The 24,695-nt window shown below is 61.4% G+C and carries 25 protein-coding genes; 16 read left to right on the plus strand and 9 right to left on the minus strand.

All coding sequences use genetic code 11. The features are described 5' to 3' along the window. Nucleotides 1-169 precede the first annotated feature (169 nt). From A6V37_RS21835 to A6V37_RS40900, 5 genes are all read left to right on the plus strand, one after another. On the plus strand, nucleotides 170-2,107 hold the full coding sequence (locus A6V37_RS21835) for an SMP-30/gluconolactonase/LRE family protein (RefSeq protein ID WP_064265447.1): 1,938 nt from the start codon (nucleotides 170-172) through the stop codon (nucleotides 2,105-2,107). Nucleotides 2,108-2,175: 68 nt separating this feature from the next. Further along, on the plus strand, nucleotides 2,176-2,904 hold the full coding sequence (locus A6V37_RS21840; protein ID WP_064265446.1) for a class I SAM-dependent methyltransferase: 729 nt from the start codon (nucleotides 2,176-2,178) through the stop codon (nucleotides 2,902-2,904). An 11-nt stretch (nucleotides 2,905-2,915) separates the two neighbouring features. After that, nucleotides 2,916-3,443, plus strand: a complete 528-nt coding sequence (locus A6V37_RS21845) for an SRPBCC domain-containing protein (protein ID WP_082902564.1) — start codon at nucleotides 2,916-2,918, stop codon at nucleotides 3,441-3,443. A 282-nt stretch (nucleotides 3,444-3,725) separates the two neighbouring features. Continuing rightward, nucleotides 3,726-4,103: a DUF4148 domain-containing protein gene (locus A6V37_RS21850; RefSeq protein WP_064265444.1), complete on the plus strand. Its 378-nt coding sequence runs from the start codon at nucleotides 3,726-3,728 to the stop codon at nucleotides 4,101-4,103. Between the two features lie 121 nt (nucleotides 4,104-4,224). Then, nucleotides 4,225-4,416 (plus strand): hypothetical protein, encoded by a 192-nt coding sequence (locus A6V37_RS40900; protein WP_208607892.1) that lies wholly within the window; start codon nucleotides 4,225-4,227, stop codon nucleotides 4,414-4,416. Nucleotides 4,417-4,495: 79 nt separating this feature from the next. On the opposite strand, the gene A6V37_RS21855 is transcribed toward A6V37_RS40900, so the two are convergent. From A6V37_RS21855 to A6V37_RS21870, 4 genes are all read right to left on the minus strand, one after another. Further along, nucleotides 4,496-4,699 (minus strand): hypothetical protein, encoded by a 204-nt coding sequence (locus A6V37_RS21855; RefSeq protein WP_064265442.1) that lies wholly within the window; start codon nucleotides 4,697-4,699, stop codon nucleotides 4,496-4,498. Between the two features lie 214 nt (nucleotides 4,700-4,913). Beyond that, entirely contained in the window at nucleotides 4,914-6,047 is a 1,134-nt protein-coding gene (locus A6V37_RS21860) for a branched-chain amino acid ABC transporter substrate-binding protein (RefSeq protein ID WP_064265440.1), read from the minus strand. Nucleotides 6,048-6,117: 70 nt separating this feature from the next. Continuing rightward, the gene (locus tag A6V37_RS21865; protein WP_064265510.1) at nucleotides 6,118-7,197 is read right to left on the minus strand and encodes an ornithine cyclodeaminase; all 1,080 of its coding nucleotides are present in this window, start codon (nucleotides 7,195-7,197) and stop codon (nucleotides 6,118-6,120) included. 61 nt (nucleotides 7,198-7,258) lie between these two features. After that, nucleotides 7,259-8,290, minus strand: coding sequence for a histone deacetylase family protein (locus A6V37_RS21870; RefSeq protein ID WP_064265438.1), 1,032 nt, complete (start codon nucleotides 8,288-8,290; stop codon nucleotides 7,259-7,261). Nucleotides 8,291-8,406: 116 nt separating this feature from the next. Here A6V37_RS21870 and A6V37_RS21875 point away from each other — a divergent pair, with 116 nt between their 5' ends. Then, on the plus strand, nucleotides 8,407-8,898 hold the full coding sequence (locus tag A6V37_RS21875; protein ID WP_064265509.1) for an Lrp/AsnC family transcriptional regulator: 492 nt from the start codon (nucleotides 8,407-8,409) through the stop codon (nucleotides 8,896-8,898). Between the two features lie 120 nt (nucleotides 8,899-9,018). Continuing rightward, nucleotides 9,019-9,657 carry a glutathione transferase gene (yfcF, locus tag A6V37_RS21880; protein WP_075643535.1) on the plus strand — a complete coding sequence of 213 codons (639 nt, stop codon included), beginning with the start codon at nucleotides 9,019-9,021 and terminating at the stop codon, nucleotides 9,655-9,657. Nucleotides 9,658-9,708: 51 nt separating this feature from the next. On the opposite strand, the gene A6V37_RS39395 is transcribed toward yfcF, so the two are convergent. Then, nucleotides 9,709-9,969, minus strand: coding sequence for a 3-phosphoglycerate dehydrogenase (locus A6V37_RS39395; protein ID WP_075643536.1), 261 nt, complete (start codon nucleotides 9,967-9,969; stop codon nucleotides 9,709-9,711). A gap of 164 nt (nucleotides 9,970-10,133) precedes the next feature. On the opposite strand from A6V37_RS39395, the gene A6V37_RS21885 reads away from it, so the two are divergent. Then, nucleotides 10,134-11,030 (plus strand): NAD(P)-dependent oxidoreductase, encoded by an 897-nt coding sequence (locus tag A6V37_RS21885; RefSeq protein ID WP_064265436.1) that lies wholly within the window; start codon nucleotides 10,134-10,136, stop codon nucleotides 11,028-11,030. Nucleotides 11,031-11,146: 116 nt separating this feature from the next. Here the strand turns inward: A6V37_RS21885 and A6V37_RS21890 are convergent, their stop codons facing one another. After that, nucleotides 11,147-12,004 (minus strand): helix-turn-helix domain-containing protein, encoded by an 858-nt coding sequence (locus A6V37_RS21890; protein WP_064265434.1) that lies wholly within the window; start codon nucleotides 12,002-12,004, stop codon nucleotides 11,147-11,149. A 151-nt stretch (nucleotides 12,005-12,155) separates the two neighbouring features. Further along, nucleotides 12,156-12,704 carry a carboxymuconolactone decarboxylase family protein gene (locus tag A6V37_RS21895; protein WP_064265432.1) on the minus strand — a complete coding sequence of 183 codons (549 nt, stop codon included), beginning with the start codon at nucleotides 12,702-12,704 and terminating at the stop codon, nucleotides 12,156-12,158. A 283-nt stretch (nucleotides 12,705-12,987) separates the two neighbouring features. On the opposite strand from A6V37_RS21895, the gene A6V37_RS21900 reads away from it, so the two are divergent. Further along, entirely contained in the window at nucleotides 12,988-13,584 is a 597-nt protein-coding gene (locus A6V37_RS21900) for a putative pterin-binding protein (RefSeq protein ID WP_064265430.1), read from the plus strand. 32 nt (nucleotides 13,585-13,616) lie between these two features. Here the strand turns inward: A6V37_RS21900 and A6V37_RS21905 are convergent, their stop codons facing one another. Next, a complete protein-coding gene (locus tag A6V37_RS21905; RefSeq protein WP_064265428.1) occupies nucleotides 13,617-14,534 on the minus strand; it encodes a LysR family transcriptional regulator in 918 nt (305 codons plus the stop codon). A gap of 176 nt (nucleotides 14,535-14,710) precedes the next feature. Between A6V37_RS21905 and catA the strand changes: the two genes are divergently transcribed. From catA to A6V37_RS21930, 5 genes are all read left to right on the plus strand, one after another. Then, nucleotides 14,711-15,631, plus strand: coding sequence for a catechol 1,2-dioxygenase (catA, locus tag A6V37_RS21910; RefSeq protein WP_064286339.1), 921 nt, complete (start codon nucleotides 14,711-14,713; stop codon nucleotides 15,629-15,631). A gap of 64 nt (nucleotides 15,632-15,695) precedes the next feature. Beyond that, nucleotides 15,696-17,087, plus strand: coding sequence for a benzoate 1,2-dioxygenase large subunit (benA, locus tag A6V37_RS21915; protein WP_064265425.1), 1,392 nt, complete (start codon nucleotides 15,696-15,698; stop codon nucleotides 17,085-17,087). Continuing rightward, a complete protein-coding gene (gene benB / locus A6V37_RS21920) occupies nucleotides 17,084-17,575 on the plus strand; it encodes a benzoate 1,2-dioxygenase small subunit (RefSeq protein ID WP_064265423.1) in 492 nt (163 codons plus the stop codon). Before benA ends, benB begins: the two co-directional genes overlap by 4 nt. A gap of 25 nt (nucleotides 17,576-17,600) precedes the next feature. After that, nucleotides 17,601-18,620, plus strand: coding sequence for a benzoate 1,2-dioxygenase electron transfer component BenC (gene benC, locus A6V37_RS21925; RefSeq protein WP_064286340.1), 1,020 nt, complete (start codon nucleotides 17,601-17,603; stop codon nucleotides 18,618-18,620). 5 nt (nucleotides 18,621-18,625) lie between these two features. Continuing rightward, on the plus strand, nucleotides 18,626-19,414 hold the full coding sequence (locus A6V37_RS21930) for a 1,6-dihydroxycyclohexa-2,4-diene-1-carboxylate dehydrogenase (RefSeq protein ID WP_064265419.1): 789 nt from the start codon (nucleotides 18,626-18,628) through the stop codon (nucleotides 19,412-19,414). Here the strand turns inward: A6V37_RS21930 and A6V37_RS21935 are convergent. After that, nucleotides 19,411-21,573 carry a tetratricopeptide repeat protein gene (locus A6V37_RS21935; RefSeq protein WP_064286341.1) on the minus strand — a complete coding sequence of 721 codons (2,163 nt, stop codon included), beginning with the start codon at nucleotides 21,571-21,573 and terminating at the stop codon, nucleotides 19,411-19,413. The genes A6V37_RS21930 and A6V37_RS21935 overlap by 4 nt on opposite strands. Nucleotides 21,574-21,770: 197 nt before the next feature. Here A6V37_RS21935 and A6V37_RS21940 point away from each other — a divergent pair, with 197 nt between their 5' ends. Beyond that, complete coding sequence (locus tag A6V37_RS21940) at nucleotides 21,771-22,172, plus strand: DUF2946 domain-containing protein (protein WP_064265414.1); 402 nt, start codon at nucleotides 21,771-21,773, stop codon at nucleotides 22,170-22,172. An 82-nt stretch (nucleotides 22,173-22,254) separates the two neighbouring features. Continuing rightward, nucleotides 22,255-24,657: a TonB-dependent receptor gene (locus tag A6V37_RS21945; protein ID WP_064286342.1), complete on the plus strand. Its 2,403-nt coding sequence runs from the start codon at nucleotides 22,255-22,257 to the stop codon at nucleotides 24,655-24,657. Nucleotides 24,658-24,695 lie beyond the last annotated feature (38 nt).

The raw sequence follows: 24,695 nt of genomic DNA on the forward strand, positions 1-24,695 counted from the left end.
GTTGGCGGTGCGAGCCACTATGTGCAGAGTGTCCTCCGTATATTCATATGTGCGTCATCCGCTCCGTGCGAAGCTCTAGCGTAAATCCTCAATTCGTTTTAAAAGAAGACGAGGCACGATTTACCGGCTATTCACGCGAATGATCGCTACATTAAGGAGAACATCAGTCATGCTCGCGAAAAAACGAATTCATGCTTCGCTCCTCGCCGCGGCGATCGCCACGATAGCGCCGGCAATTCAGGCGCAAAACACCACCGACTGGCTGGCGAACACGTATGGCACCCTCGCCGCCCACGTAGGTAATACCGCGCGTTCGATGTGGGTCGCGCCCGAAGGCGTCATCTATACGGCATCAATGTGGGACGAGTACGAGGGCGGCGTCGCCGTCTACCAGAACGGCAAGAGCCTCGGTTCGATCGGCGCGCATGGCGATTTTCAGGGCAGCGCGATCGCGGGCAACGCAACGTCGATTTTCGTGGCGCTGCAGGACAGCAAGTCGTATGGAAGCGGTGCGGTGGGACGATACAACCGCACCACCAAAACGCGCGATCGTGTCATTCAGATCACCGCATTAAACAACCAGCCTCGTATCGACGTCGTTACCGGACTCGCCACGGCGGGCTCGCTCCTTTATGCGAGCGACTTCTACGGCAATCGCGTCAGGGTCTTCACGACCGACGGTGTCTGGCAACGGGACATCAACGTCACGGGCCCCGGCGCGCTCGCGCTCGATGCCGCAGGCAACGTCTGGGTCGCGCAGAAGAGCGAAGGCACGATCGTCGCGTTCAGTCCGACGGGTGCCCTGCTGAACACTATCCGGATGTCCAGCGAATCGCGGCCCGCGTCGCTCTATTTCGATGCGTCGTCAGGGCAGCTCATGGTCGGGGACGAGGGCCCCGACATGAACATCAAGCGCTACACCCTTTCGCGCACGCCTACGCTGGCCGGCACGTTCGGTGTTCAGGGCGGTTATCTCGACACCACGACGGGAATCAAAGGCCAGGTCGGTGCGAAGCGCTTCACTCGCGTCGCAGGCATCGGCAAGGACACCGCCGGCAACCTCTATGTGCTCAACAACCCCTGGGGCGGCAGTTGGGACCTCGGCCGCGACGGCGGCACCGACATTCACGACTATGACACCACCGGCAGGCTGCGGTGGACGCTGCAGTCTCTCAACTTCGAGGGCGTCGCTGCGCCGGACCCGGCCACGGACGGCGCCTTGTTCTACGGCGGCACCAACATCTACACCGGCAATGCGGGAGGCACCTTCGTTGCGAATACCGTCGATCCATTCGCCTACCCGGCCGATCCGCGCATCAACCTGAGCGATACCCAGCGCGACGAGCATTTCGGGCAACTCGTCAGCGTTGGCGCAAACCGTATTCTCGTGGCGTCCGGCCAGAACCCGCCGATCTTTTACTTTTTCCATTTCAACGCCGCGAATGGCTATATCGCCATTCCGGATGCATCGATTCCGGGGCCCGCGTTCAATACGACCCAGCGGGTCTCGCATGGATTCAGCATCGACAGCAAAGGCGGCGTGTGGGCGGGTCTCGACAAGACCGGTAACATCTACCATTACCCGCTGACCGGCTTTGACGGAACCGGCAAACCAGCATGGGGCCCCGGCATTCCGATCCCCATTCCCGCTAGCATCCAGCCGCTCACGCGCATCGTCTACCTCGCGGACAGCGACACCATGATTCTCGCGCAGGGCATCGTCGGCGGAACGGACTGGACGGCGATTGGCACGCGCATCGAGGTGTATCACGGCTGGAGCGCCGGCAACACCACCAAACCCAATCCGGTGATCACCCTGCCCCACGCCTACGCCAAGTCGATGGACGCGGCCGGCAACTACCTCTTCGTCAGCTACTGGTACAGCGGCATCAGCGGGCCAGCGTGGCCGAACATCGACGTTTTCAATCTCAGTACAGGCAACCTCGATACCACGCTGGTCAACACCAGTCCGGCTACCGTGGACACCAGCAGCGCCATGGATTCGATGTACGGCGTCAAGGCTTACCTGCGATCGACGGGCGAGTACGTCGTCACGAAGAACAACGTGAAGGGCAACAGCATCACTGTTTATCGCTGGACGCCGTGATCGTACACTTCGTTCGTGAGAGCGAGGCTTGATCATGAGCCTCGTCCCTCACGATCCTGGGGAGATACATGGCACAGAACATCTACGACAATCCTGATTTCTTCGCGGGGTACAGCCAATTACCCCGGCAGGTGCATGGCCTGGACGGCGCGCCTGAATGGCACGCAATCCGGGCCTTGCTGCCCGATCTGAGCGGCAAACGCGTCGTCGATCTGGGATGTGGATTCGGCTGGGTCTCACGCTGGATGCGCGAGCAAGGCGCGGCCTCGGTGCTCGGTCTCGACCTTTCGCAGAATATGATCGCGCGCGCCAGAGCGGAGACAGCGGACTCCGCCGTTGAGTATCGCATCGCCGATCTCGACACGCTGGAACTGCCCGCCGCGGCTTTCGACCTCGCGTACAGCGCGCTGACGTTTCACTATGTTCAGGATTTTGATCGCCTCGTACGTGTGATCCGCAAGGCACTGGTTCCCGGCGGACATTTTGTCTTTACGATCGAGCATCCGATCTTTATGGCGGCGGTGCATCCGCACTGGATCAGCGATGAAGACGGCCGAAAAACCTGGCCGATCAACGGGTATTCCGTGGAGGGTGAACGCCGGACGGACTGGTTTGCCAAGGGCGTTGTGAAATACCACAGGACTTTAGGTACGACGCTGAACTCACTGATCGGCGCGGGCTTTGAAATCCGCAGGGTCGAGGAATTTGCTCCGACACCCGAGCAGATTGAGCATCTGCCGCAATTGGAGGAGGAACTGGAACGTCCCATGATGCTGATCGTGTCTGCAGGCGCATAGAGGAATTCATCTTGACTCTAGCGAAGCGCTTCATTGTCGGCGTGGCGGGCATTGGTATCGTGGGTTTGCTCGCGATGCTGGCAATGCACCACAATGGCGCCATCGAGGCCGAAGTTCTGATCGATAGGCCACCTCATGATGTATGGCACGTTCTCACCGCCACCGATAACTATCCATCGTGGAATCCTGAGATCGTGCAACTGAACGGACAGCTTAAGGAGGGTAACGTCATCGAATTCGTTGAAGGCGCTGGCTCGGACGCGATGACTTTTCACCCAACGATACTTGCCGTCCAACCTGATCGCGAACTGCGATGGAAGGGGTACGTCTGGTTTCCTGGAATCTTTGACGGAGAACACCGGTTCGTCCTGCAAGCTGTGGGCACCAGAACGCGTTTTATCCAGAGTGAAACGTTCACTGGGATTTTCGCGGGAACGCTGACTGACGAGGTTCTTCAACGCACTATTGGCAGTATGCAAGCGATGAACGTTGCACTAAAGAACCGGGTAGAGCGGTTGTCCAGAACATCCGCGAATTGATCATCGTGCCGCTGCGTGAACGTTGACGCCACCTGGGTATGAGCGGCGTGCTGCGAGAACCGCGGCACGCCGGCTCGTCGCGCGGACGAAGTGCCAGGGCATACGTGGAGGGCCTTCGCGCATGTGCGGGGCACCGAACTGTTGGTACGCTTCAGACCTCTGGTGGCGAGGCTGTCGGCGCGGCACCACCACTCTCGCTTCCCTTCATGGCCGGCCCTCCTGCGGAGGCCCGATTCAACCGTGCGAAGCCGCGCGCCCCGTCGTGCCGCACACGGTGCGAACATGGCTTATTGCAGCGATAAACGGGCTCTTCTCCATCGTTGCCTTGTCATCGCCAGCTGTGCACTTGCCAGCCCGGTCGTCAGCTTCGCTCAGAGCACCGCGCCCGTCACCCGCGCGCAGGTGCGCGCCGAATTGATCCGCCTCGAACAGGCCGGCTATCGCATGGGCGACGGCGACCATACGAAGTATCCCGAGCAAATTCAGGCTGCTGAAGCGAAAGTCGCCGCACAGGACAGCCAGCAGGCGGGCAACAGCGACGTTGGCGGCACAACGACCAACGGCACCTCGGCTTCCGGCAGTGTCCAGCCTGTGACGAGGACCTCGCCATCGTCGTGCGTCGGCCCCGCAAGCTACTGCACCCTCTTCTTCGGAAACTGACCGCGAATGGCTCGTCCGACACCGCCCCGACGATCCGGGTAACGCGCCTGAGTCGTCTGGGGCATTCTCGCCGGTGCCGTCCGAATCTTCAGGCCCGCTGAAAAGAACACCAGGTGAAATGATGAATCCGCGATCGATACCCATCGCCGGTCACATGGTGTTGACCTCGTTGACGCTTTCCGTCGCCGACGTATTGCTGCGCACCAACTACAGCGTTGCAGGCGCGATGCTGCTCATTCTCGGGACGTCGGTCACACATCTCCTTCGCCGCTTAATCCATTCGCGTATCACTTCACCCGGCGTGCAGGCCTGACCGCAAGATGGTGCAGCGCTTGCGCGTGCCCCGCGGCGTTGGTCGATGCAAGGGGCGCAAGATTGCGCGCCCCTTGCTGTCAGCCGTGGTAATAGCCGTCGACCACGGAGTTTTGCAGCACGCCGTCGACATATACGCCTACGGGATCGCCGTCGGGGGATGTGAGGATCGGACCGCCGCCGTGCCCGCCGGGGAGTTTGATTCGGCCGCCTTGAATCTCGGCCATCTCTTCGCGATCGAGTTCCGCGAGTTTGTCGAGATCGTGGATGTTCAGTGTGTTCATGATATGTCTCCTTGGGCAGGACGGTTGCAGAGGTGTCAAGCGGCCGGTCGCTTGCGTTGCACCTTGCAGATGTCATGCCATGCGGGCTTGGCCCGCATGAAGGCCCGCGCTGCGCGATGCGCGACAAGGCGAGTTGGGCTGCGGCCGTCATGCGGGCACGGGGTGTTGGCGAGCAACTGACAGGTGGCCTCCCCCCGCACCGATTCAGGCCATTTCACATCTGCACTACGTCAAGCAGGACCTTCTTGCCATCCTTATACGAGAACACCGAAATCGCACCGTGCTTCAGATCGCCTTGCGCCGTGAAGCTCGTCTCGCCAATCACGCCCCTGTAGTCCGTCGACGGCATCACCGCGAGCACTTTCGCGGCGTCGGTGGAGTTTGCCCGCTTCATCGCGTCGACGATGATGTACACGGCGTCGTAGGAAAATGGTGCGTACACCTGCAGCGGCTGGTGAAAGCGCGCTTCGTACTTGCGCGCGAACGCCGCTCCGCCGGGCATCTTTTCGAGCGCCATGCCGGCCTCCGAACACACGATATTGTCGGCCGCGGGTCCGGCAAGTTTCACGACGTCGGTCGAGCAAACGCCATCGCCACCGAGTATTTTCGCTCGTACGCCTAATTGCCGTGCCTGCCTCGCGAACGGACCGCCGGTGGCATCCATGCCGCCATACAGGATCGCATCGGGGTTTTCGCCTTTTATTTTCGTGAGGATGGCGCGAAAGTCGACTGCCTTGTCATTCGTAGCGTCGCGCGACACCACTGTCATGCCTGACGTTTCTGCCGCTTTCCGGAACTCGTTGGCAAGCCCCTGACCGTATGCCGTGGAATCGTCGACGATAGCGACCTTCTTCACACCAAGCGTTTTCGCTGCGTAAGCCGCAAGTGCCGGCCCCTGCTGGGCGTCCGTGGCAACCACCCGGTATGTCGTCTTGAAGCCTTGCTGCGTGTAAGCCGGGTTCGTTGCGGCCTGCGAGATTTCAACAATGCCGGCATCTTTGTAGATTCGCGATGCGGGAATCGACGTACCGGAGTTCAGGTGCCCGACAACGCCGACCGCCTTATCGTCGACCAACTTCTGCGCAACCTGGGTGGCAGTGCGTGGGTCACCTGCATCGTCCTGAGAATCGACTTGCAGCGTCACCCGCTTTCCTCCGATTAACAGGCCGCTGGAGTTGATCTCTTCGACCGCAAGCCGCGCTCCGTTCTCACTATCCTTGCCCAGATGGGCTATCCCGCCGGTGAGCGGCGCCACATGCCCAATACGCACGACCTCATCTGCCTGTGCTGCAAATGAAAGAGCCGTGACCGCTGCTGCAACCAGGCCGTTCCGGTAACCTTGCTTCATTGTGTTGTCTCCTTGATGGGCGCTTGTGAGTACAGGTTTGTGCGCTCGTTTTTGCCTTTGTTTGCCGCTTCTATTGATGAATGACGGTTTCGTCCCGCACGACCACGGCCCGCCGCACAAGGTCGACATGGCTTACGCCCGCAGCCAGACCGAAGAGATCTTTCGGATCGTGCGGCGCGGGAATGAGATCGAGCTCGATGCCGATGTCACGTTCGTGCGCGACGGCATGCAGATAGCGCAGCGCCGAAAAATCTTCGAGCGCAAAGCCGACCGAGTCGAACACCGTCACCTGCGAGGGAAATTCGCGGCCTTTCTGCTCGCCAGACAGCACACGATGAAACTCGACAACAGGAAACTTCGCACTGAGCTGCTGAATATCGCCCTCGATTCGCGTCTGCGGCTCGTACTCAACGATCACGCGCGCGCGGCGCAATACATCTGCGTGCAGTTCCGTTTTGCCGGGACAATCTCCGCCGACGGCGTTGATATGCATCCCGTCCTCGATCATGTCCGCCGTCAAAATGGTCGCGTTCGTCTTGTCTGCTGTCACCGTCGTTACGATGTCCGCGCCGCGCACCGCATCGGCCGCGGAAGCACCGCGAACGACCCGAAGCCCCCTCAGGTGTGCAAGGTTGCGAACGAGCTTGTCGGTTGCCTCAGGGTCGACATCGAACACTCGGATCTCGTCGATACCCAGCATGTCGTGAAACGCGATCGCCTGGAATTCGCTCTGTGCGCCGTTGCCGATCAATGCCATGGAGCGCGAGTCCGGTCGTGCCAGGAAGCGGGCAAAAAGCGCCGATGTCGCTGCGGTTCGAATCGCCGTTGTCAGCGTCATCTCGCTGAGCAGCAACGGATAGCCTGTGTCGACATCGGCAAGCACGCCAAAAGCCATCACGGTCAGCAGATCCGCTTTGGTGTTCTTGGGGTGTCCGTTCACATATTTGAACGAGTAAAGCTTGGCGTCGGACGTCGGCATCAGTTCGATGACGCCGTCGGCCGAGTGGCTTGCGAGCCGCGCCGTTTTCTCGAACGTGTGCCAACGCCGATAGTCCTGCTCGATGTAGCTCGCCATCGAATTCAGCACGCGGGTCATGCCAACGTCCTGAACCAGTTTTGAAACATCGTTGACGTCGATATATCGTGTCATCATTCGTGCTCCTCTCTTAAAGCGATTACCGGTTTGCACTGCCATGCGTTGGAAAGACGTGTCATGCACGCCCTTCGAAGCCCAGCAGAACGTTGACCGCATTGATCCCGATCTCGTCAACCATGTAGCCACCTTCCATCACAAACAGCGTAGGGATGTTGAAACCCGCGATGATCTCCCCGATGCGCAGATAGTCGGGCGTACGCAGAAGGAAGTGACTGATGGGATCGTGTTCAAACGTGTCGACACCCAGGGAAATGATCAGCACGTCGGGCGCATGTCCGCCGATCGCTGCGCCGGCACGATGCAGTGCCGCCTCGAATGCGTTCATAGCCGTTGCCTTTGGCAGCGGCAAGTTCAGATTGAATCCTGCTCCGGCACCTATGCCCCGCTCGCCGGCGTGCCCCGAGAAATACGGATAGGAGACGGCTGGATCACCATGAATCGATACGAACAGCACATCGGATCGATCGTAGAAGATGTCCTGTGTGCCGTTTCCATGATGGAAATCGATGTCGAGAATTGCCACGCGGCTCGCACCGCGTTTGACGGCGTGTTGCGCGGCGATCGCGGCGTTGTTCAGATAGCAATAGCCACCCATGTATTCGCGCCCGGCATGGTGGCCAGGCGGACGGCACAGCGCGAACGCGGCGCGCGCGCCATCGCATATGGCATCCATGCCCGTCAGCGCCGCGTTGGCGCTCGAGCACGCCGCATCCCACGTACCTGAGTTGATCGGTGAGCCGGCGTCCATCGAGAAGAAGCCGAGCTTGCCGTCGATGAACTGCGGCAGCTCCGTGGCCGGCAACCCGCGCACGGGCCACACGAGAGGAAGCGCCTGGGATTTGCGGCCCGTAGCGGACCATTCCTTCCACGCGCTCGCCAGGAAATCGATGTACCGCTGGCTATGCGCACCAACGTAACTTGAGGGTGCATAGGGCTTCGGGCTAATCACATCGCCCAATGCCGTTGCCTTGACTCGCGCGAGTACCGTCTCGGCGCGCAGAGGCTTCTCGAACGACTCGGAGATCGCGCCGTCCTTGAGTTCGACGCCATGATGCAGGCTGTGATCGTTGCTGTAGATGGTAAGCATGGTTGGCTGCGCTATTGAGAGTAGCCAACAGTCTAGCGACGCATCACTGCAATGATTTTGCTTTCGATTGCATCAAAGCCTACACTATTAGAAATTTCGCCTACAAATTATCCGCAATGAGCACAAACCGCCCAAAAGTCGAGATGGATCCCGTCGATCGCTCAATGCTGCGCCTTCTGCAGGAAGACGGCGCGCTGTCGAACGCCGCTCTCGGCGAGCAGCTTTCGCTCAGCGTGACGCCTTGCTGGCGACGCCGCAAACTCCTGGAAGACCAGGGTGTGATTACGGGGTATCAAGCAAACATCGACCGGCGCGCGATCGGACTCAACCTGCTTGCCTTCGTGCACGTCAGGTTTCACATCCATTCAGACAAGACGGCTGACAATTTCGAAGCCGTCATTCGCAGTCGCCCCGAGGTTCTTTCGTGTCACAAGATCACTGGGGACGCGGACTATATCCTGCAGGTTGTCGCCCACGATCTGGATTCCTACGGTGATTTCGTCGAGCGCGTGCTGAGGAAGCAGGCGGGCATCGCTTCGATACAGTCCAGCCTTGCGCTACGTGAAGTGAAGTTTTCGTCACGGTTTCCGATCCCTGACGGAGATTGAGTGCTTGCTCTTTTATACGGGTCAGGATTTTGTGGCCCGCATGGAAGGATCATCTCGAAGCGCTTCTGCACGCCATCTATCATCAAGGCCCTTCACGACCGCAGCACCAAGGAGAGCACATTGCCGGACAATAGCCTTCACCTCTATGCCGATGCGCAATTCGCAAGCCCCTACGCGATGTCGGTCTTCGTGGCGCTTCACGAAAAGAGGCTTCCATTTGAAATGTCGACCGTGGACCTCGGCAGTCGCGCGAATCATGACGCGAGCTATGCAGCCACGTCGCTGACACAGCGCATACCCATGCTGACGCACGGAGACTTTGCGCTGTCGGAATCATCAGCGATTACCGAGTATCTTGATGAAGCATTTGCGCCGGCATCGCTATATCCGCAAGACACACGCATGCGCGCGCGTGCACGCCAAATTCAGGCGTGGTTGCGCAGCGATCTGATGCCCATCCGCCTGGAACGCTCTACAGAAGTGGTGTTCTACGGTGCACGCGGCGCGCAGCTTACTCCAGTGGCCGAAGCCGCCGCCCGAAAATTGTTCTCCGCAGCCGAAGCATTGCTCGCCGGAGATGACCAGAATCTCTTCGGGTCTTGGTGCATCGCTGACACTGATCTTGCTTTGATGCTAAATCGCCTCATCCTGAACGATGACCCGGTACCCGCACGACTGAAAGACTACGCCGCATATCAGTGGGAAAGACCGTCTGTGAAGCGTTGGATCGAACTGGAACGCCCAACGATCGTGGAATAGAAACACTCGGCTGAAGCGGCACAGCGTCTAATAGACCTCCCTCCCGAAAGCTCAACCACCCAGCGGTGAATCCGTCCCCGGCGTGTTTCTACTGGCGCGCAGATAGGCAACACCGGCCGGGCTGAGCGCCACTTCGGCCACACCGCCAGGTAAATGAGTGCGCGTCAGATAGCCAGACGCGCAGGCGTCCTCCCAGACCGGCAACCGCGGACAGGATGTACGCCACACTTCGATCGCCTCACTATAAGGGCGAGTGCCATGCCCAATCCACTCCAGCAAATCGAGGATCAGTGGTTCAATAGGATCATGCATGCTCACCTCCGTGCCCCTCACCGCTACCCTTGCCGAACTCTCATCCTGAGCGCTGCACCGCGAACAGTAAAATGAAATTATTTGAAGAGTGGGTGCATTTTTCTTATGAAAATCGACACCTCCGGTGTGCAGGCGTAGTTGCGGCGATCTGAAAGGAGACACTCATGAAAACAGGATTCATCGGCCTTGGTGTCATGGGACAGCCCATGGCGCTCAACCTCGCACTCGCGGGCACTCCGCTGGTCGTATGGAACCGCACACCGGAACGTTGCGCCGCGCTGCGCGACGCAGGCGCGCTGGTTGCAGAATCCGCCAGTGAAGTCTTCCGCCAGGCCCGCATCGTCATCCTTATGATCGCGACAGATACGGCGCTCGACAGCGTGCTCTGCCGCCACACCGCGGATTTCGCAGCGAACGTCGCACAGCACATCATTGTGCACATGGGCACGACTTCAGCCGACTATTCGCGTGGTCTGGAAGCCGACATCCGCGCGGCAGGGGGACAGTACGTCGAAGCCCCCGTTTCGGGCTCGCGCAAGCCGGCTGAGGCGGGGCAACTGGTGGCGATGCTGGCTGGCGAGCCCGCAGCCGTCGAAGAGGTACGTCCACTCCTCAAGCCTATGTGCCATGAAACGGTAATCTGCGGAGCAGTGCCCGCCGGGCTGCTGATGAAGCTGTCCGTCAACACGTTCCTGATCCCAATGGTGACCGCGCTGGCCGAGGCGTCGCATCTGGCGCGACGCTACGGACTCGACATGAAGCAATTCCAGGCCGTGCTCGACGCGGGACCGATGGCAAGCAACGTATCGCGCGTGAAGGTCGACAAGCTCGTGAACGAAGATTTCACGGTGCAGGCTTCCATTCACGACGTGCTGAAGAACAACCGGCTCGCGGCCGAAGCGGCGCGCAATGCGCACCTGGCGTCTCCGCTGCTGGATGTCTGCTTTAATCTGTACACGGAGACGGTCGAGTTAGGTCTCGGTCAAGCCGATATGGCGGCCGTCGTTCGCGCCATCGAGGCACGTACAGAGGCAATTAAAAATATCAGGAATGCAGATTGATCTCCGTCGAGGATGGAACGATTCGTGAATGTAGAACCGCTTAGTGACGGCAAGATGGCAGCGGATTCGGCATAAGAACCGCAACCGACATCACGAACCGCCAGGCCACTCACGATTCAATGCGTCCGTTGCGAAGCTTCGTCCAGCATTTCCAGATGCCACGCTTCCGTTTCGTCGTCCGCGGGGAACATGCATTCGAGGCGCAGTTCCTGCGCCGCGATCGTCTGCGGCGTCCCGACGGTCGCGACCATCGAGAAATATTTCATGACGCGGCCGTCTTTAACGAAGCCAATCGGGATCACCGGCATCGCATCCGCTGAAGCACCCGCCGCCAACTCACTGCCTGGCGTGAGACTCGCCGGCACGTCCGGATACGCACGTAACGCGTCGAGCAGCTCGCGTGTCGAGTCGTCGACCACGCGGCCCACCGATTCCCGGTAGACCCGCCGAATCAGACTGTCCGCCACGCCTGGCCAGTCGGCGACGAAAGGGCGCATGCCGTCGGGATCGAATATCAGATGCAGCATGTTGCGCGGCCCCTCGCGCGCCGCCATGTCAATGAAGCAACTGAAAAAGCGCGGGGCGGCGTCGTTGGTCATCAGCACGTTCCAGTAGCGGTCGATGACCAGCGCCGGAAAGGGTTCATGCTGCCGCAGCATGCGTCCGAGCGCCCTCGTGACGCTGTGCATCTCCTGCGCATTCCACGCACCGTCCGCATACATCGGCGCATAGCCCGCGGCCAAGAGCAGCGTGTTGCGCTCGCGCAGCGGAATGTCGAGCGTCTGCGCGATATCCATCAGCATCTGCCGGCTCGGCACACTGCGTCCGCTTTCGATAAAGCTGATATGACGCTGCGAAACGCCGGCATTTAACGACAGGTCCAACTGGCTGACACCTCGCATGTCTCGCCAATGGCGCAACAGCATGCCGAGATCGTTCGGCGGCACTTTCTTCACTGGGTTCGCAGAATTCATCGCTCTCTGATCCGCAAGTCGATAACAGTCAGTTTGGGGGACCGGCAAGCGTCGAGCACGTTTAGTGCCTCGACGCCAACCGATCCGCCGGACGTCAGCGATCAGCATACTCCTCGGCGCTGACCGCCTCCTCTTCCTTCTCTCACGAAGCTCAGGCTTGCCAGGCGTGAACCTGGAACTGCGCTTCCAGCGGCGGCTGCGTAATGCTGCACACGTAGTTGGTGATCGTCGACGCCGCCGACACCGCGAGCACTTCAAGCACCTGATCCCGGCGGAACCCGGCTTCGAGAAACTGGCTCACGGCATGGGCATCGAGATGTCCGCGCTTCTGAATTGCTGTCTTCGCCAGAATGGAAAGCGCCGCATGCTCTTTGTCCGCAGGCGCGCGGCCCGCGCGAATCGCTTCGACGTCGGCGGGAGCGAGTCCTGCTTGCAAGCCCAACGCGGTGTGAAACGCCACTGCCCACGTGCATGCATTGGTGACGGCATTCGTTAGCAGCAGCGTCTGGATCTGCGCTTCCGTGAACGTACCCGAATGCACCTTCTGGAACAGGTTGATGAAGGCGTTGATCAGCACGGGCGATTCAGCCATAGCCCCTGCGATGTTGGGGACAAAGCCGAAGATTTCCTGAAGCTGCCGCAACACCGGCTTGGATTGTTCGGGGGCGGAGTCAATGGTGTAAACCTGAAACGTCGACATGATGAAGTCCTCAGTGGTGAACGCAGCTCGGGATGAACCGCGCGACAACCGAAGATTAGGCGTGGGGGTGCGGCCCGCCAATTACCTCACATGTAATAGAGCTGGTGCGACCGAGCGTGCGGAAGTGGCAGCCGCAGATGCGCCACCCGTGAAGTGCCCATAGGGAACGACCGCCAAATATAAAGCGCGGCCGCGACACAGACGGTGGCGATTGCCTGACAATAGAGGCCGCGACGGATTAGCCAGACACGCCGCCCCCTATTCGAGCCCGGAGACCACGCCCATGAACAAGCGTCAATTCCTGACCAGCGCCGCACTGCTGAGCGCCGCTGCCGCGCCCGCATTCGGCAGCAAGCCCAAGCGTCACGAAGCCTGCGCTGCCTCCCCCGTCGTTCTGACCATCACCGGCGCGATCAAGCGGCACAATCGCGGCGCGCTCGATCCGGCATTCGATCAGTTGCTCGCGAAGCACCAGGTGAAGTTCTCCGAGGCATATGGCGTCGATTTTCCGATGCTTGCCGGCATGCCCGCCGTGACGATCAAGCCCACCACCGAATACGATTCCCGCCAGCACACCTTGAGCGGCCCATTGCTGACGGACGTGCTCGAACACGTCGGCGCGCCAACCGCGGGCAGCACGCAAATCGTGATGCACGCGGTGGACGGCTACGCCATCATGACCACGCTCGACAAAGTGCGCGCGTATCGCTTCATCGTGGCGACGCAAATGGATGGCAAGCCGATGCCGCTCGGCGGCGTGGGTCCGCTATGGGCCACGTATGACGCGGACAATATCCCCGAACTCTCAAACAAGCCGCTCAAAGACCGCTTCGAGTTGTCCCCCTGGGGCCTGTATCACCTGCAGGTGACCGAAGCATGAGCGAGGCATGAGCGCGCGCCGCCGGCCGCGGCTCAGTGCTCGCCCGGCGGCAGGAAATCCATCTGTTCTTCGACGTATAGCGCGTAAATCAACTTCAGCATCGCGTTGATGTCTTCCGATTCGTCGAGCATGCGCATGCTCATGATGATCGGCGAGACGAGGTTCGGGTCGTCCAGATTCATATAGCTCACGTCGTCGCGCTTCAATCCGTACACGCTGCTCGGCACAATCGCAATGCCTTCGCCGGCCGCCACGAGGCCAAGCGCGATCTGCAATTCACGCGTTTCGTACACACGGTGTGGCTTGAGCGAGCGGTCGTGAAAAGCCGCGAGCACCTGATCCGCGAAACTCGGCCGCGGCGCCTTCGGGAAAATGATCAGCGTTTCGGCCAGCAGATCGTGCAGCGATAGCGCGCTTTTAGACAGCGTGAGCGAATGGCCCACCGGCAGCGCCACGATCATGCGCTCCTCGCGCAGCACGATCCGGCGCACGCTCGGATCTTCATGACGGATGCGGCCAAAGCCGACATCGATACGGCCTTCCTTCAAGGCCTTGATCTGATCCATCGTCGACAGATCATGAAGGGTCAACTCCACCGCGGGGTTCTGGTCGCGAAAGCGCCGGATGATTTTCGGCAGCATGCCGTACAGCGTCGAGCCGACGTATCCGATCGACATGCTGCGTTCGATCTTGCCCACGCGCTTGGTCATCGACTCCAGCTCGGCGGTTTGCGCCAGCAACTGCACCGCATGCGAGTAGAAGAAGCGCCCCGTGTCGCTCAGCTTGAGCGGCCGCGAACCGCGCTCGAACAACTGCACGCCGAGCATCTCCTCCAGTTGCTGGATCTGCCGGCTAAGCGGCGGCTGGGCAATGTGCAGACGTTCCGCGGCACGCGTGAAATTCTGCTCCTCGGCGACCGCGACGAAATAGCGTAAGTGGCGCAGCTCCATAACCATACCTTTTGGATATAAAACTCATACTAAATCGGTGTTGGACGGGCCAAACCGGCGCCCATTATTCTGCACTTAAGCCTGATCTCCAAACAAATTATACCTTTCAGGCATTACACGGCGACACCCGCAGCATACCTGCGGCGCCCTCGAAAAGCAGAGTACTGGAGCAGACAATGAAACATTCCGACATCGAGTCCCTCGTCCGCGGATTCCTCGTGGACACCGCGAAGGGCAGCGTCGACGCCCGCACCCAGCAAGTGGTCGTGCGGCTGACGAGCGACCTGTTCAAGGCAATCGAAGATCTGGACCTCACGGCCAGCGAAGTCTGGAAAGGCATCGAATACTTCTCCGAAGCGGGCGCGACGCAGGAATTGGGGCTGCTTGCCGCCGGGCTCGGCCTCGAACGCTTTCTGGACATCCGCATGGACGAAGCGGACGCCGCGGCGGGTCTGAGCGGCGCGACGCCGCGCACCATCGAAGGGCCGCTGTATGTGGCGGGCGCACCGGCGAGCGAAGGCTTCGCGCGGCTCGATGACGGCACCGAGTCCGCCGACGGAGACGTGCTGGTCATGCAAGGCACGGTGTTCGACACCCACGGCCAGCCGCTGCCGGGCGCTCAGGTCGAGGTCTGGCACGCGAACCTGAAGGGCAACTACTCCTTCTTCGACAAGACGCAGTCGCACTTCAACCTGCGCCGCACGATCATTGCCGATGCCAACGGCCGCTATCAGTTTCGCAGCATCGTGCCGGTGGGCTACGGCTGCCCGCCCGACGGCACCACGCAGCGGCTGCTGGACAAGCTCGGCCGCCACGGCCGCCGCCCCGCGCACATCCACTTCTTCGTGTCCGCGCCGGGCCACCACAAGCTCACCACGCAAATCAACATCGACGGTGACGAGTACCTGTGGGACGACTTCGCGTTCGCAAGCCGCGAAGGCCTCGTGCCGCCCATCGAGCGGATCACCTCGCCCGAACAGATCAGCCGCGAGGGTCTCGAGCAACCCTTCGTTTCCATCGATTTCGACTTCCGCCTGAATGCGGAGCAGGCAGCCACGCCCGCCAGCGAAGTCGAGCGCCTTCGCGCCGCTGCGTAATGCCTGCCGCGGGGCGAATACACGCCAAGCGATTCGCCCCGCAATAACGATTCAGGAGACAACCATGATTCCGATTTACCCCGATCGCACGCCGCGTCTCACACGTATCGACGATTTTCTGATCGAAGACGAAGAGCGCGGCGACTATCGCCTGCACCGCAGCGCCTTTACCGATCCTGCCCTCTTCGAACTCGAGATGAAGCATATCTTCGAGGGCAACTGGATTTATCTGGCGCATGAAAGCCAGATCCCGAACAACAACGATTACTACACGACGCACATGGGCCGCCAGCCGGTAGTGATTGCGCGCAACCGGCAAGGCGAACTGAACGCCTTCATCAATGCGTGCACGCACCGCGGCGCCATGCTGTGCCGTCACAAGCGCGGCAACAAGGCCACCTACACCTGCCCGTTTCACGGCTGGACCTTCAACAACAGCGGCAAGCTCCTGAAGGTCAAAGACCCGGAAGATGCCGGCTATCCCGACTGCTTCAACAAGGAGGGTTCGCACGATCTCAAGAAGATCGCGCGTTTCCAGAGCTATCGTGGCTTTCTGTTCGGCAGCCTCAATGCCGACGTGCTGCCGCTGGAAGAGTTTCTCGGCGAGGCTGCTCGCATCATCGACATGATCGTCGACCAGTCGGAAGACGGACTCGAAGTGCTGCGCGGCGCCTCGACGTACACGTATGAGGGCAACTGGAAGCTGCAGACCGAAAACGGCGCGGACGGTTATCACGTGTCGGCGGTTCACTGGAATTACGCGGCGACCACCAATCATCGCAAGGAAGAAAACGCGCGCGTCGATCAGGTACGCGCCATGGACGCGGGCAACTGGGGCCGCCAAGGCGGTGGCTTCTATGCGTTCGAACACGGCCACATGCTGCTGTGGTCGCGTTGGGCCAATCCGGAAGACCGCCCGAATTTCAGCCAGCGCGACGCGTTCGCCGCGCGTTGCGGCAGCGAAACCGCCGACTGGATGATCCAGAACTCGCGCAACCTGTGCCTCTATCCGAACGTGTACCTGATGGACCAGTTCGGCTCGCAGATCCGCCTGCTGCGCCCGCTATCCGTCGACAAAACCGAAGTGACGATCTACTGCATCGCGCCCAAGGGCGAATCGGCCGAAGCGCGTGCGCGCCGCATCCGTCAGTACGAAGACTTCTTCAATGTGAGCGGTATGGCGACGCCTGACGACCTCGAAGAGTTTCGTGCGTGCCAGCAAGGCTATGCGGGAAGTGCGCTCGAATGGAACGACATGTGCCGCGGCGCGCGCCACTGGATCGACGGTCCGGACGAAGCGGCGAACAAGATCGGCCTGAAGCCGTTGATGAGCGGCGTCAAGACCGAGGACGAAGGGCTGTACACCGTGCAGCACCGCTACTGGATCGAGACGATGAAAGCGGCCATGACGCCGGCAGCAAAACAGGTCTCGCCGACCGAAGGAGCCGCAGCATGAAGCCGCTTGCCATTACCGACATCAAAGCGTTTCTTTATCGCGAGGCGCGCCTGCTCGACGACGAGCAATGGGACGACTGGCTCACCTGCTATCACCCGGACGCGGTGTTCTGGATGCCCTCGTGGGATGACGAAGACAAGCTCGTTACCGATCCGCAAACCGAAATCTCGCTGATCTACTACCCGAATCGCCAGGGGCTCGAAGACCGCGTGTTCCGCATCAAAACCGAGCGTTCGAGCGCGACCATGCCGGACACGCGCACCAGTCACAACATCAGCAACGTGGAGCTGGAGAGCGAAAAGGACGGCATTTTCACGGTGCGTTTCAACTGGCACACGCTGAGCCATCGTTACAAGACGAATTACAGCTACTTCGGCATGTCGCGCTACGTGATCGACTTTTCGGGCGGCGAACCGCAAATCCTGAACAAGTATGTCGTACTGAAGAACGACTACATCAATCAGGTCATCGACATTTACCACATCTGAGAAAGACGTGGTTCGGGAGCAGCACATGGAACACAGCATTGCACTTCAGTTCGAAGACGGCGTGACCCGCTTCATCACCTGCCGCGACAACGAGACCTTGTCGGACGCGGCGTATCGGCAGAAAGTCAACATTCCGCTCGACTGCCGCGACGGCGCGTGCGGCACGTGCCGCAATTTCTGCGAATCGGGCGCGTACGATCTGCCCGAGTCGAGCTATATCGAAGATGCCCTCACCGCGGACGAAGCCGCCCAAGGCTACGTGCTCGCCTGCCAGACGCGTCCGCGCTCGGACTGCGTGATTCGCGTGCCGGCATCTTCCGCCGCGTGCAAGACCGGTGTGTCGAAACACGCCGGCAAACTGGCCGCGATCGACAAGCTCACGGATTCGACCATCCATTTTTCAATCGACGTGGACGAGCCGGGGCAATTGGGTTTTCTGCCTGGACAGTACGTGAATGTCGACATTCCAGGCAGCGACGCCTTCCGCTCCTATTCGTTCAGCTCGGCCCCCGGCGCCACGCAGGCCGCCTTCGTGGTGCGCAACGTGCCGGACGGCCGCATGAGCCGCTATCTGTGCGAGGAGGCCCAACCGGGACAAGCCATCACGTTTTCCGGGCCCTATGGCAGCTTCTATTTGCGCGATCCGGTGCGGCCGGTTCTGTTTCTTGCGGGCGGCACGGGCATTGCGCCATTCCTCTCGATGCTGCACGTACTGAGCGCTAACGGCAGCCCGCAACCCGTGCGCATGGTCTACGGCGTCACGAACGACCACGATCTTGTCGGAACCGCGCAGCTCGATGACGCGCAACGGGCCATCGGGCAGTTCGAATATCGCACCTGCGTGGCCGATGCCGTCAGCGCCCACGACCGCAAAGGCTACGTCACCGAACACGTTGACCCCGCGTGGCTCAATGGCGGCGACGTCGACGTCTATCTGTGCGGACCGGTTGCGATGGTCGAGGCCGTGCAGAAATGGCTGCGCGACAGCGGTATCACGCCGGCGCACTTCTACTACGAGAAGTTCTCAGCAAGCACCGCGGCGTGAATACCATGACATCGTCCAAACCACGCTTCAATGAAAAAGTCGTGATCGTCACCGGCGCGGCGCAAGGTATCGGCCGTGGCGTTGCGCTGCGCGCGGCGGCCGAGGGCGGCACCGTCGTGCTGGCCGATCGCGCCGAACTCGTGCACGAGGTGGAAGCGGAGATCGCCGCGCTTGGCGTGCCTACGCTCGCCGTGATCGCGGATCTTGAGACGTATGCCGGCGCGTGCAAGCTGACGCAAGCCGCGCTCGACGCCTTCGGCCAAATCGACGTGCTGATCAACAACGTCGGCGGCACGATCTGGGCCAAACCGTATCAAGAGTACGAAGAAGCGCAGATCGAAGCCGAAGTGCGCCGCTCTCTTTTCCCGACGCTGTGGAGTTGCCGGGCGGTCTTGCCCACCATGATCGCGCAGCAGCGCGGCGCGATCGTCAACGTGTCGTCGATTGCGACGCGCAGCATCTATCGCGTGCCTTACGCGGCGTCCAAAGGTGGCGTCAATGCCTTGACCGCGAGTCTCGCCTTCGAACACGCTGAGGACGGCATTCGCGTGAACGCCGTGGCCACCGGCGGGACCGACGCGCCGCCGCGTAAGGTGCCGCGCAATACGGCGCCGCAAAGCGACCAGGAGGCGCGCTGGTATCAGGGCATCGTCGATCAGACCAAGGCTTCCAGCCTGATGCACCGCTACGGCACGATCGACGAACAGGTCAACGCGATCCTGTTTCTCGCCTCCGACGAAGCGTCGTATATCACCGGCACGGTGCTGCCCGTGGGCGGCGGCGATCTCGGTTAGCGGCCGTGGGTCTCCGTGGAGTCCGGTCGCAGCGCGGCGCCGAATCGCTCCACGCAGGCCTGCCTCACCCGCTCGACCGGCATCGACCAGTCCTCGCCCGGCGCGCGGCGAAACAGCCGCAGCGTGTGCGGATACCACGGCGAATCGCTGCGTTCGTGCATCCAGCGCCAGTCGAGATCTTTTTCCGGCAGCATGACCCAGCACGGCTTGCCTAGCGACGCCGCCAGATGCGCGGTGGAGGTGTCCACGCAAATCACCAGATCGAGCTGCGCGATGATCGCGGCGGTGTCCGCAAAATCCGTCACGGCCGAGCCAAGGTCGAGCAGCGGCTGACCGGCCGGCGGCTGCCGCGCCTCATCTTCACCCTGCCCTTTTTGCAGGCTCACGAAGCTCACGCCTGGCACGCTCCAGAGCGGCGCCAGCAGAGCGAGCGACGGCAGCGAACGATTCGCATCGTTGTGATGGTTCGCATTGCCTTTCCAGACGAGACCGATCTTGCGGCCGTGCGGCAGCGCGGCGAGCGCCGGCAGCCACCGTTCGACCAGCGCCGGTTCGGCCGCGAGACGTGTGGCGCGCGGAATCGTGTCCACGGTCGTGCGCAAACGCAGCGGCGCGCTCAGGAGGCTCGTCCAGCAGTCATACGTGGACACGCGAGCGAGGGCCGTGTCGTGATCGAGCACGGCATCGACACCGTCGACATCGGCCATCAGCCGGTGCAGAGCCGGCATGCACGCGAAGGCGATATGCGCGGCGCCCTGGGCCTTCAGCAGCGCGAAATAGCGGCTGAACTGGATCATGTCGCCGAGTCCGTCTTCCTGCCACACCAGCAAGGACTGACCGGCGAGCGTTCCGCCCTGCCACTGCGGGCAGCTCAATATGGAACGCGTCTTGTAATGGATGAAGCCGGGTTGCGCGTAGCGGTATTCGTACAGTTGCCACCCCTCCTCGAAGCGGCCCATGGCTAGCAGCAACACAGCGAGACCGAAGCGGGCGTCGCCGTAGTCGGCACGCAACGCGAGCGCGCGGCGGTATGCGCTTTCGGCCTCGGGCAGCCGCATCAGTTGCGCCAATGCCGCGCCGAAGTTGTAGTGGGCTTCCGCCAGATCGGGGCATACGTCGAGCGCCTGCCTGAAGACCTGGACCGCCTCCGGCAAACGGTCGAGCCGGCGCAGCACGCCGCCCAGGTTGTTGTACGGGTGAACCAGCTCGGGCCGCAGGCGAATCGCCTCGCGGTAAGCCTGCTCGGCCTCGAACAGGTGCTCGCGTTTCGCCAGCGCCACGCCGAGGTTGTAATACGCTTCGGCGTAGCCCGGGCGATGCGCGATTGCTTCGCGGTACGCGGCCTCGGCTTCGTGCGACCGTTCGAGATCGGCCAGCACCGCGCCGAGATTCAGGTGCGCCTCCGCGTAATCCGGACGAATCGCGAGAGCGAGCCGGCAAGCCAGTTCGGCCTCGGGCAAACGCAACGACGCCTTCAGCACACCGGCCAGATTGTTGAGCGCCTCCGGGTATTGCGGCCGGATGGTCAGTGCCTGGCGGTAAGCGGCGTCGGCTTCGGCAAGACGGCCCAGCTCCATCAGCACGTTGCCGTGATTGTTGTGCACCTCGGCATGGCCCGGGAGGCCCGGCAACGCCTCGCGGAACGCCGCTTCCGCTTCGTGCAGGCGGCGCAGGTCGTGCAATACGATGGCGCGGTTGTAGCAGGCTTCGATGTAATCCGCGCGGATTGCCAGGGACGCGCGATACGACGCCTCCGCCTCCTCGATGTGGCCCTGCAGGTAGAGCACGGTGCCGAGATGATTGTGCGCGTCGGCCTGGCCGGGCCGCAAAACGATCAGCTGCCGGTACATCGCCTTTGCAGCGCAGAGCTGCCCAAGCGACTTGAGCAGCATGCCCAGACTGCCGTACACCTCTGCGTAGCCGGGTTTGATGCGCAGGCAGCGGCGCCAGAAGTCTTCCGCGTCCGCGGGACGCTGCAACGCGAACGAACAGGCCCCGGCGATATTCAGCGCGTCGGCGTGCGCGTCCTGCGGCATCTCGTCGCGCCGGAGCAACGGCGTCACCATCGACAAAGCCTCGGCGAATTGTCCGGCCGAACACAACGAGACGGCCTGCCGGTTGATATCGTCGATCGAGAATACGAGCTGCGTTTGGGTCATGTACGTGGTAACGGGAAGCGACGATGTTCCGGACGGAAAGCGGAACATGTACCACGCAGCTTAAAGGAATCCGCGCGGCGGTAACGCGGTGAAATGAGCGGTTTTCGGGCTTCTAATCCACCGCTAATAACGAGGATTACTGGCTGAAAGCCAGCCAGGCAATGCTAGAATCGCCCGCTTGTTCACGTCCGCCGCTTATGACCCTATACGCCCGCAACCGCATGACCGCATGGCTTGGCCTGTTCGCCATGTGGCTTGTCGTGTTCGCGCCGGTCGTGAGTCAGATGCTGGTGTCGAACCGCGCGCACGAGCCCTTCGCGGCGCTTTGTTCGGCGCTTCAGCCCCGTGATCTCGGCGAGGCGAACGGCGTCAGCCAGGCTGCCCCGGCGCCGGTTCATCTGAGCCATGACGACGCCTTCGGCGCCTGCGGCTACTGTCATCTGCTTCAGCATCACGTCGCCATGCCGACGGTTGCCGCCGCCGCGCCGCTGGCCGCGCTCATGCTGGCCGGCACCGCGCCGCCCGCCCTCTCCACCCGCTTTACCCCGCTCGGCGCGTTTCCGTCCGGGCGCCCTCGCGCCCCACCCGCCGTTTCCTGATCGCTGCCAGTCCTGACCGCGCTTTCGCCGCACCCGCCAAGGGGGCGCGCGCTCGCCTGTTCCATGCATCAAGGAAACGTTTATGTTCAACTTCGCCCTGCGAAGGCTGCCCTTTTGCGCCCGCCGCGGCGCGCGCGGCCGTTCGCTTCAACGCCTGCCGCAGCCGTTTTTGCCGGCTTGCTTGTCACCCTTTGTTCCGGCCTTCGTTCCAGCGTTCGTGCCGGCATTCGTGCCGGCTTTCATCGCTGCGCCCGCTCATGCGCAAAGCGTCATCGCCGAGGCCACGCTGCCGGCCGTCAACGTGAGCGCCAGTACGCCCGCCACGCCGCGCGCCGTCGATCCGAACCTGCCGGCCTCGGTCGAGACCGTCACCCCCGAGCAGTTCAACAACTGGAACGTGGTCAACACCGAAGACGTGTTGAAGTACATGCCGAACCTCGCCGTGCGCAAGCGCTTTATCGGCGATCTGAATTCGATCATCGCCGTGCGCGGCACCAGCAATACGCAGAGCGCGCGAGGTCTCGTGTACGCGGACGGCCTGCTGCTCAGCAACCTGCTCGGCAGCAGCTACTCGTTTCCGCCGCGCTGGTCGATGGTATTTCCCGACGAGATCCAGCAAGTCGATGTGATCTATGGGCCGTTCTCGGCCCTCTATCCCGGCAACTCGCTTGGAGCGACGGTGCTCATCAGCACGGCCATGCCGAAGAAATTCGAAGCGACCGCCGACGTCAAGGCCTTCACCCAGCATTTCAGCCTGTTCGGTGTAAATCAGAATTTCAACGGCAGCGAGATGAGCGCGACGATCGGCGACCGCATCGGCAAGTTCTCGTATCAGCTCGGCGTGAATCACCTGGAAAACACCAGCCAGCCGCTGCAATTCGCCACGCTCGCCCAATCCGGCACACCCGCGAAGGCAGGCGACACACCCGTTACCGGCGCGTACTTCTACAACAACCAGACCAACGCGCCGACCGTCGTGCTCGGTGTGAACGGCGAAGGCATCGAACACGCGGTGCAGGACCAGTTCAAGCTGAAGATGCAGTACGACTTCACGCCGACCCTGCAGGCCGGCTTCACGCTCGGCTACTGGCATCAGACGTACAACAGCGAGACTTCGAGTTTCCTGCGCGACGCGAACGGCAACCCCGTATACAGCGGGAAAATCGCGATTGGCGGCTACGAGTACATGATTCCCGCTGCGGCACTTGCGCCGAGTCTCGGTCACAGCGAAAACTGGCTCTACGGCGTTTCGCTGAAAACGCGCAACGCCACCGGCTGGAACGGCGAAGCAATCGCTTCGTACTACGACATTGGCAACAGCGTGGCGCGCACCGCGAATTCCGGCGCGCCGGGCAATGGCCCCGGCACTGTGATCTTCGGCGACGGCACCGGCTGGAAAACCCTCGACCTGCGCAGCACCTATACGCCCGCGACGAAGCAGGCCGGGCTTGCCAATCATGCGCTGAGCTTTGGTTACCACTACGACAACTACTTCCTCGACAACGAAGGCTACAACACGCTGAACTGGCGCGATGGCGCGGCCACCTCGTTTGCGAACGCGTTCACCGGCAAGACGCAGACGCAGGCGCTCTACGCGCAGGACGCATGGCGTTTTCTGCCGCGCTGGAAGCTCGTCTATGGCGTGCGGTATGAAGACTGGCAGGCCTACGACGGTTCGCTGGCCTTGCCGGGCAAAGCCGTTCCCTACAGCGACGCAAACCAGCATCACTTTTCGCCGAAAGCCTCGCTCTCGTTCGACGTGAGCGACGATCTGACATTGCGCGCATCCATCGGCCGTGCGTACCGCTTTCCAACCGTCAGCGAATTGTTCCAGGGGAAGATCAACGGCTCCACCATCGTCAACAACAATCCGAACCTGCAGCCTGAAGACGATCTTTCGAAAGAGCTGACCGCCGAATGGGCGCACTGGAATGGCGTGTTTCGCTTTTCGCTGTTTCAGGACGACGTGAAGAACACGATCTTCAGCCAGACCGACACGACCGTGATTCCCAACGTGACGAGCTTCCAGAACATCGGCAAGGTACGCTCACGCGGCGTGGAAACGAGCTACTCGGGACAGGACGTCTTCATACGCGGCCTCGACCTGCTCGCCAGCGTGGCCTACACGCAATCGAAGATCATCGCCAACGCGCAAAACCCGGCCACGGTTGGCAAGTACTTCTACCGGATTCCGCTGTGGCGTGCCGATCTTGCCGCGACCTGGCACATCGACGAACGCGCGGCGCTCACGCTGGCCGCGCGCTATTCGGGCCGCCAGTACAACACGCTCACCAATACCGACACGAATCCGGATGTGTTCGGCGGCACCAGTACGTACACCGTGGCGGACGCCAGGTTGACGTTCAAGCCGACCAAACAGAGCGAGATCGGCGTGGGCGTCGACAACATCTTCGACGCGCGCTACTTCGTCTATCACCCGTATCCGGGCCGCACGTTCTACGTGGACGCGAAGCTGCGCATGTGAACGTGCCGCACGCGAGGCACATCTATCCGCTTCGTTCG

The sequence above is a fragment of the Paraburkholderia ginsengiterrae genome (assembly GCF_001645125.1).
Taxonomy (GTDB): Bacteria; Pseudomonadota; Gammaproteobacteria; order Burkholderiales; family Burkholderiaceae; genus Paraburkholderia; species Paraburkholderia ginsengiterrae.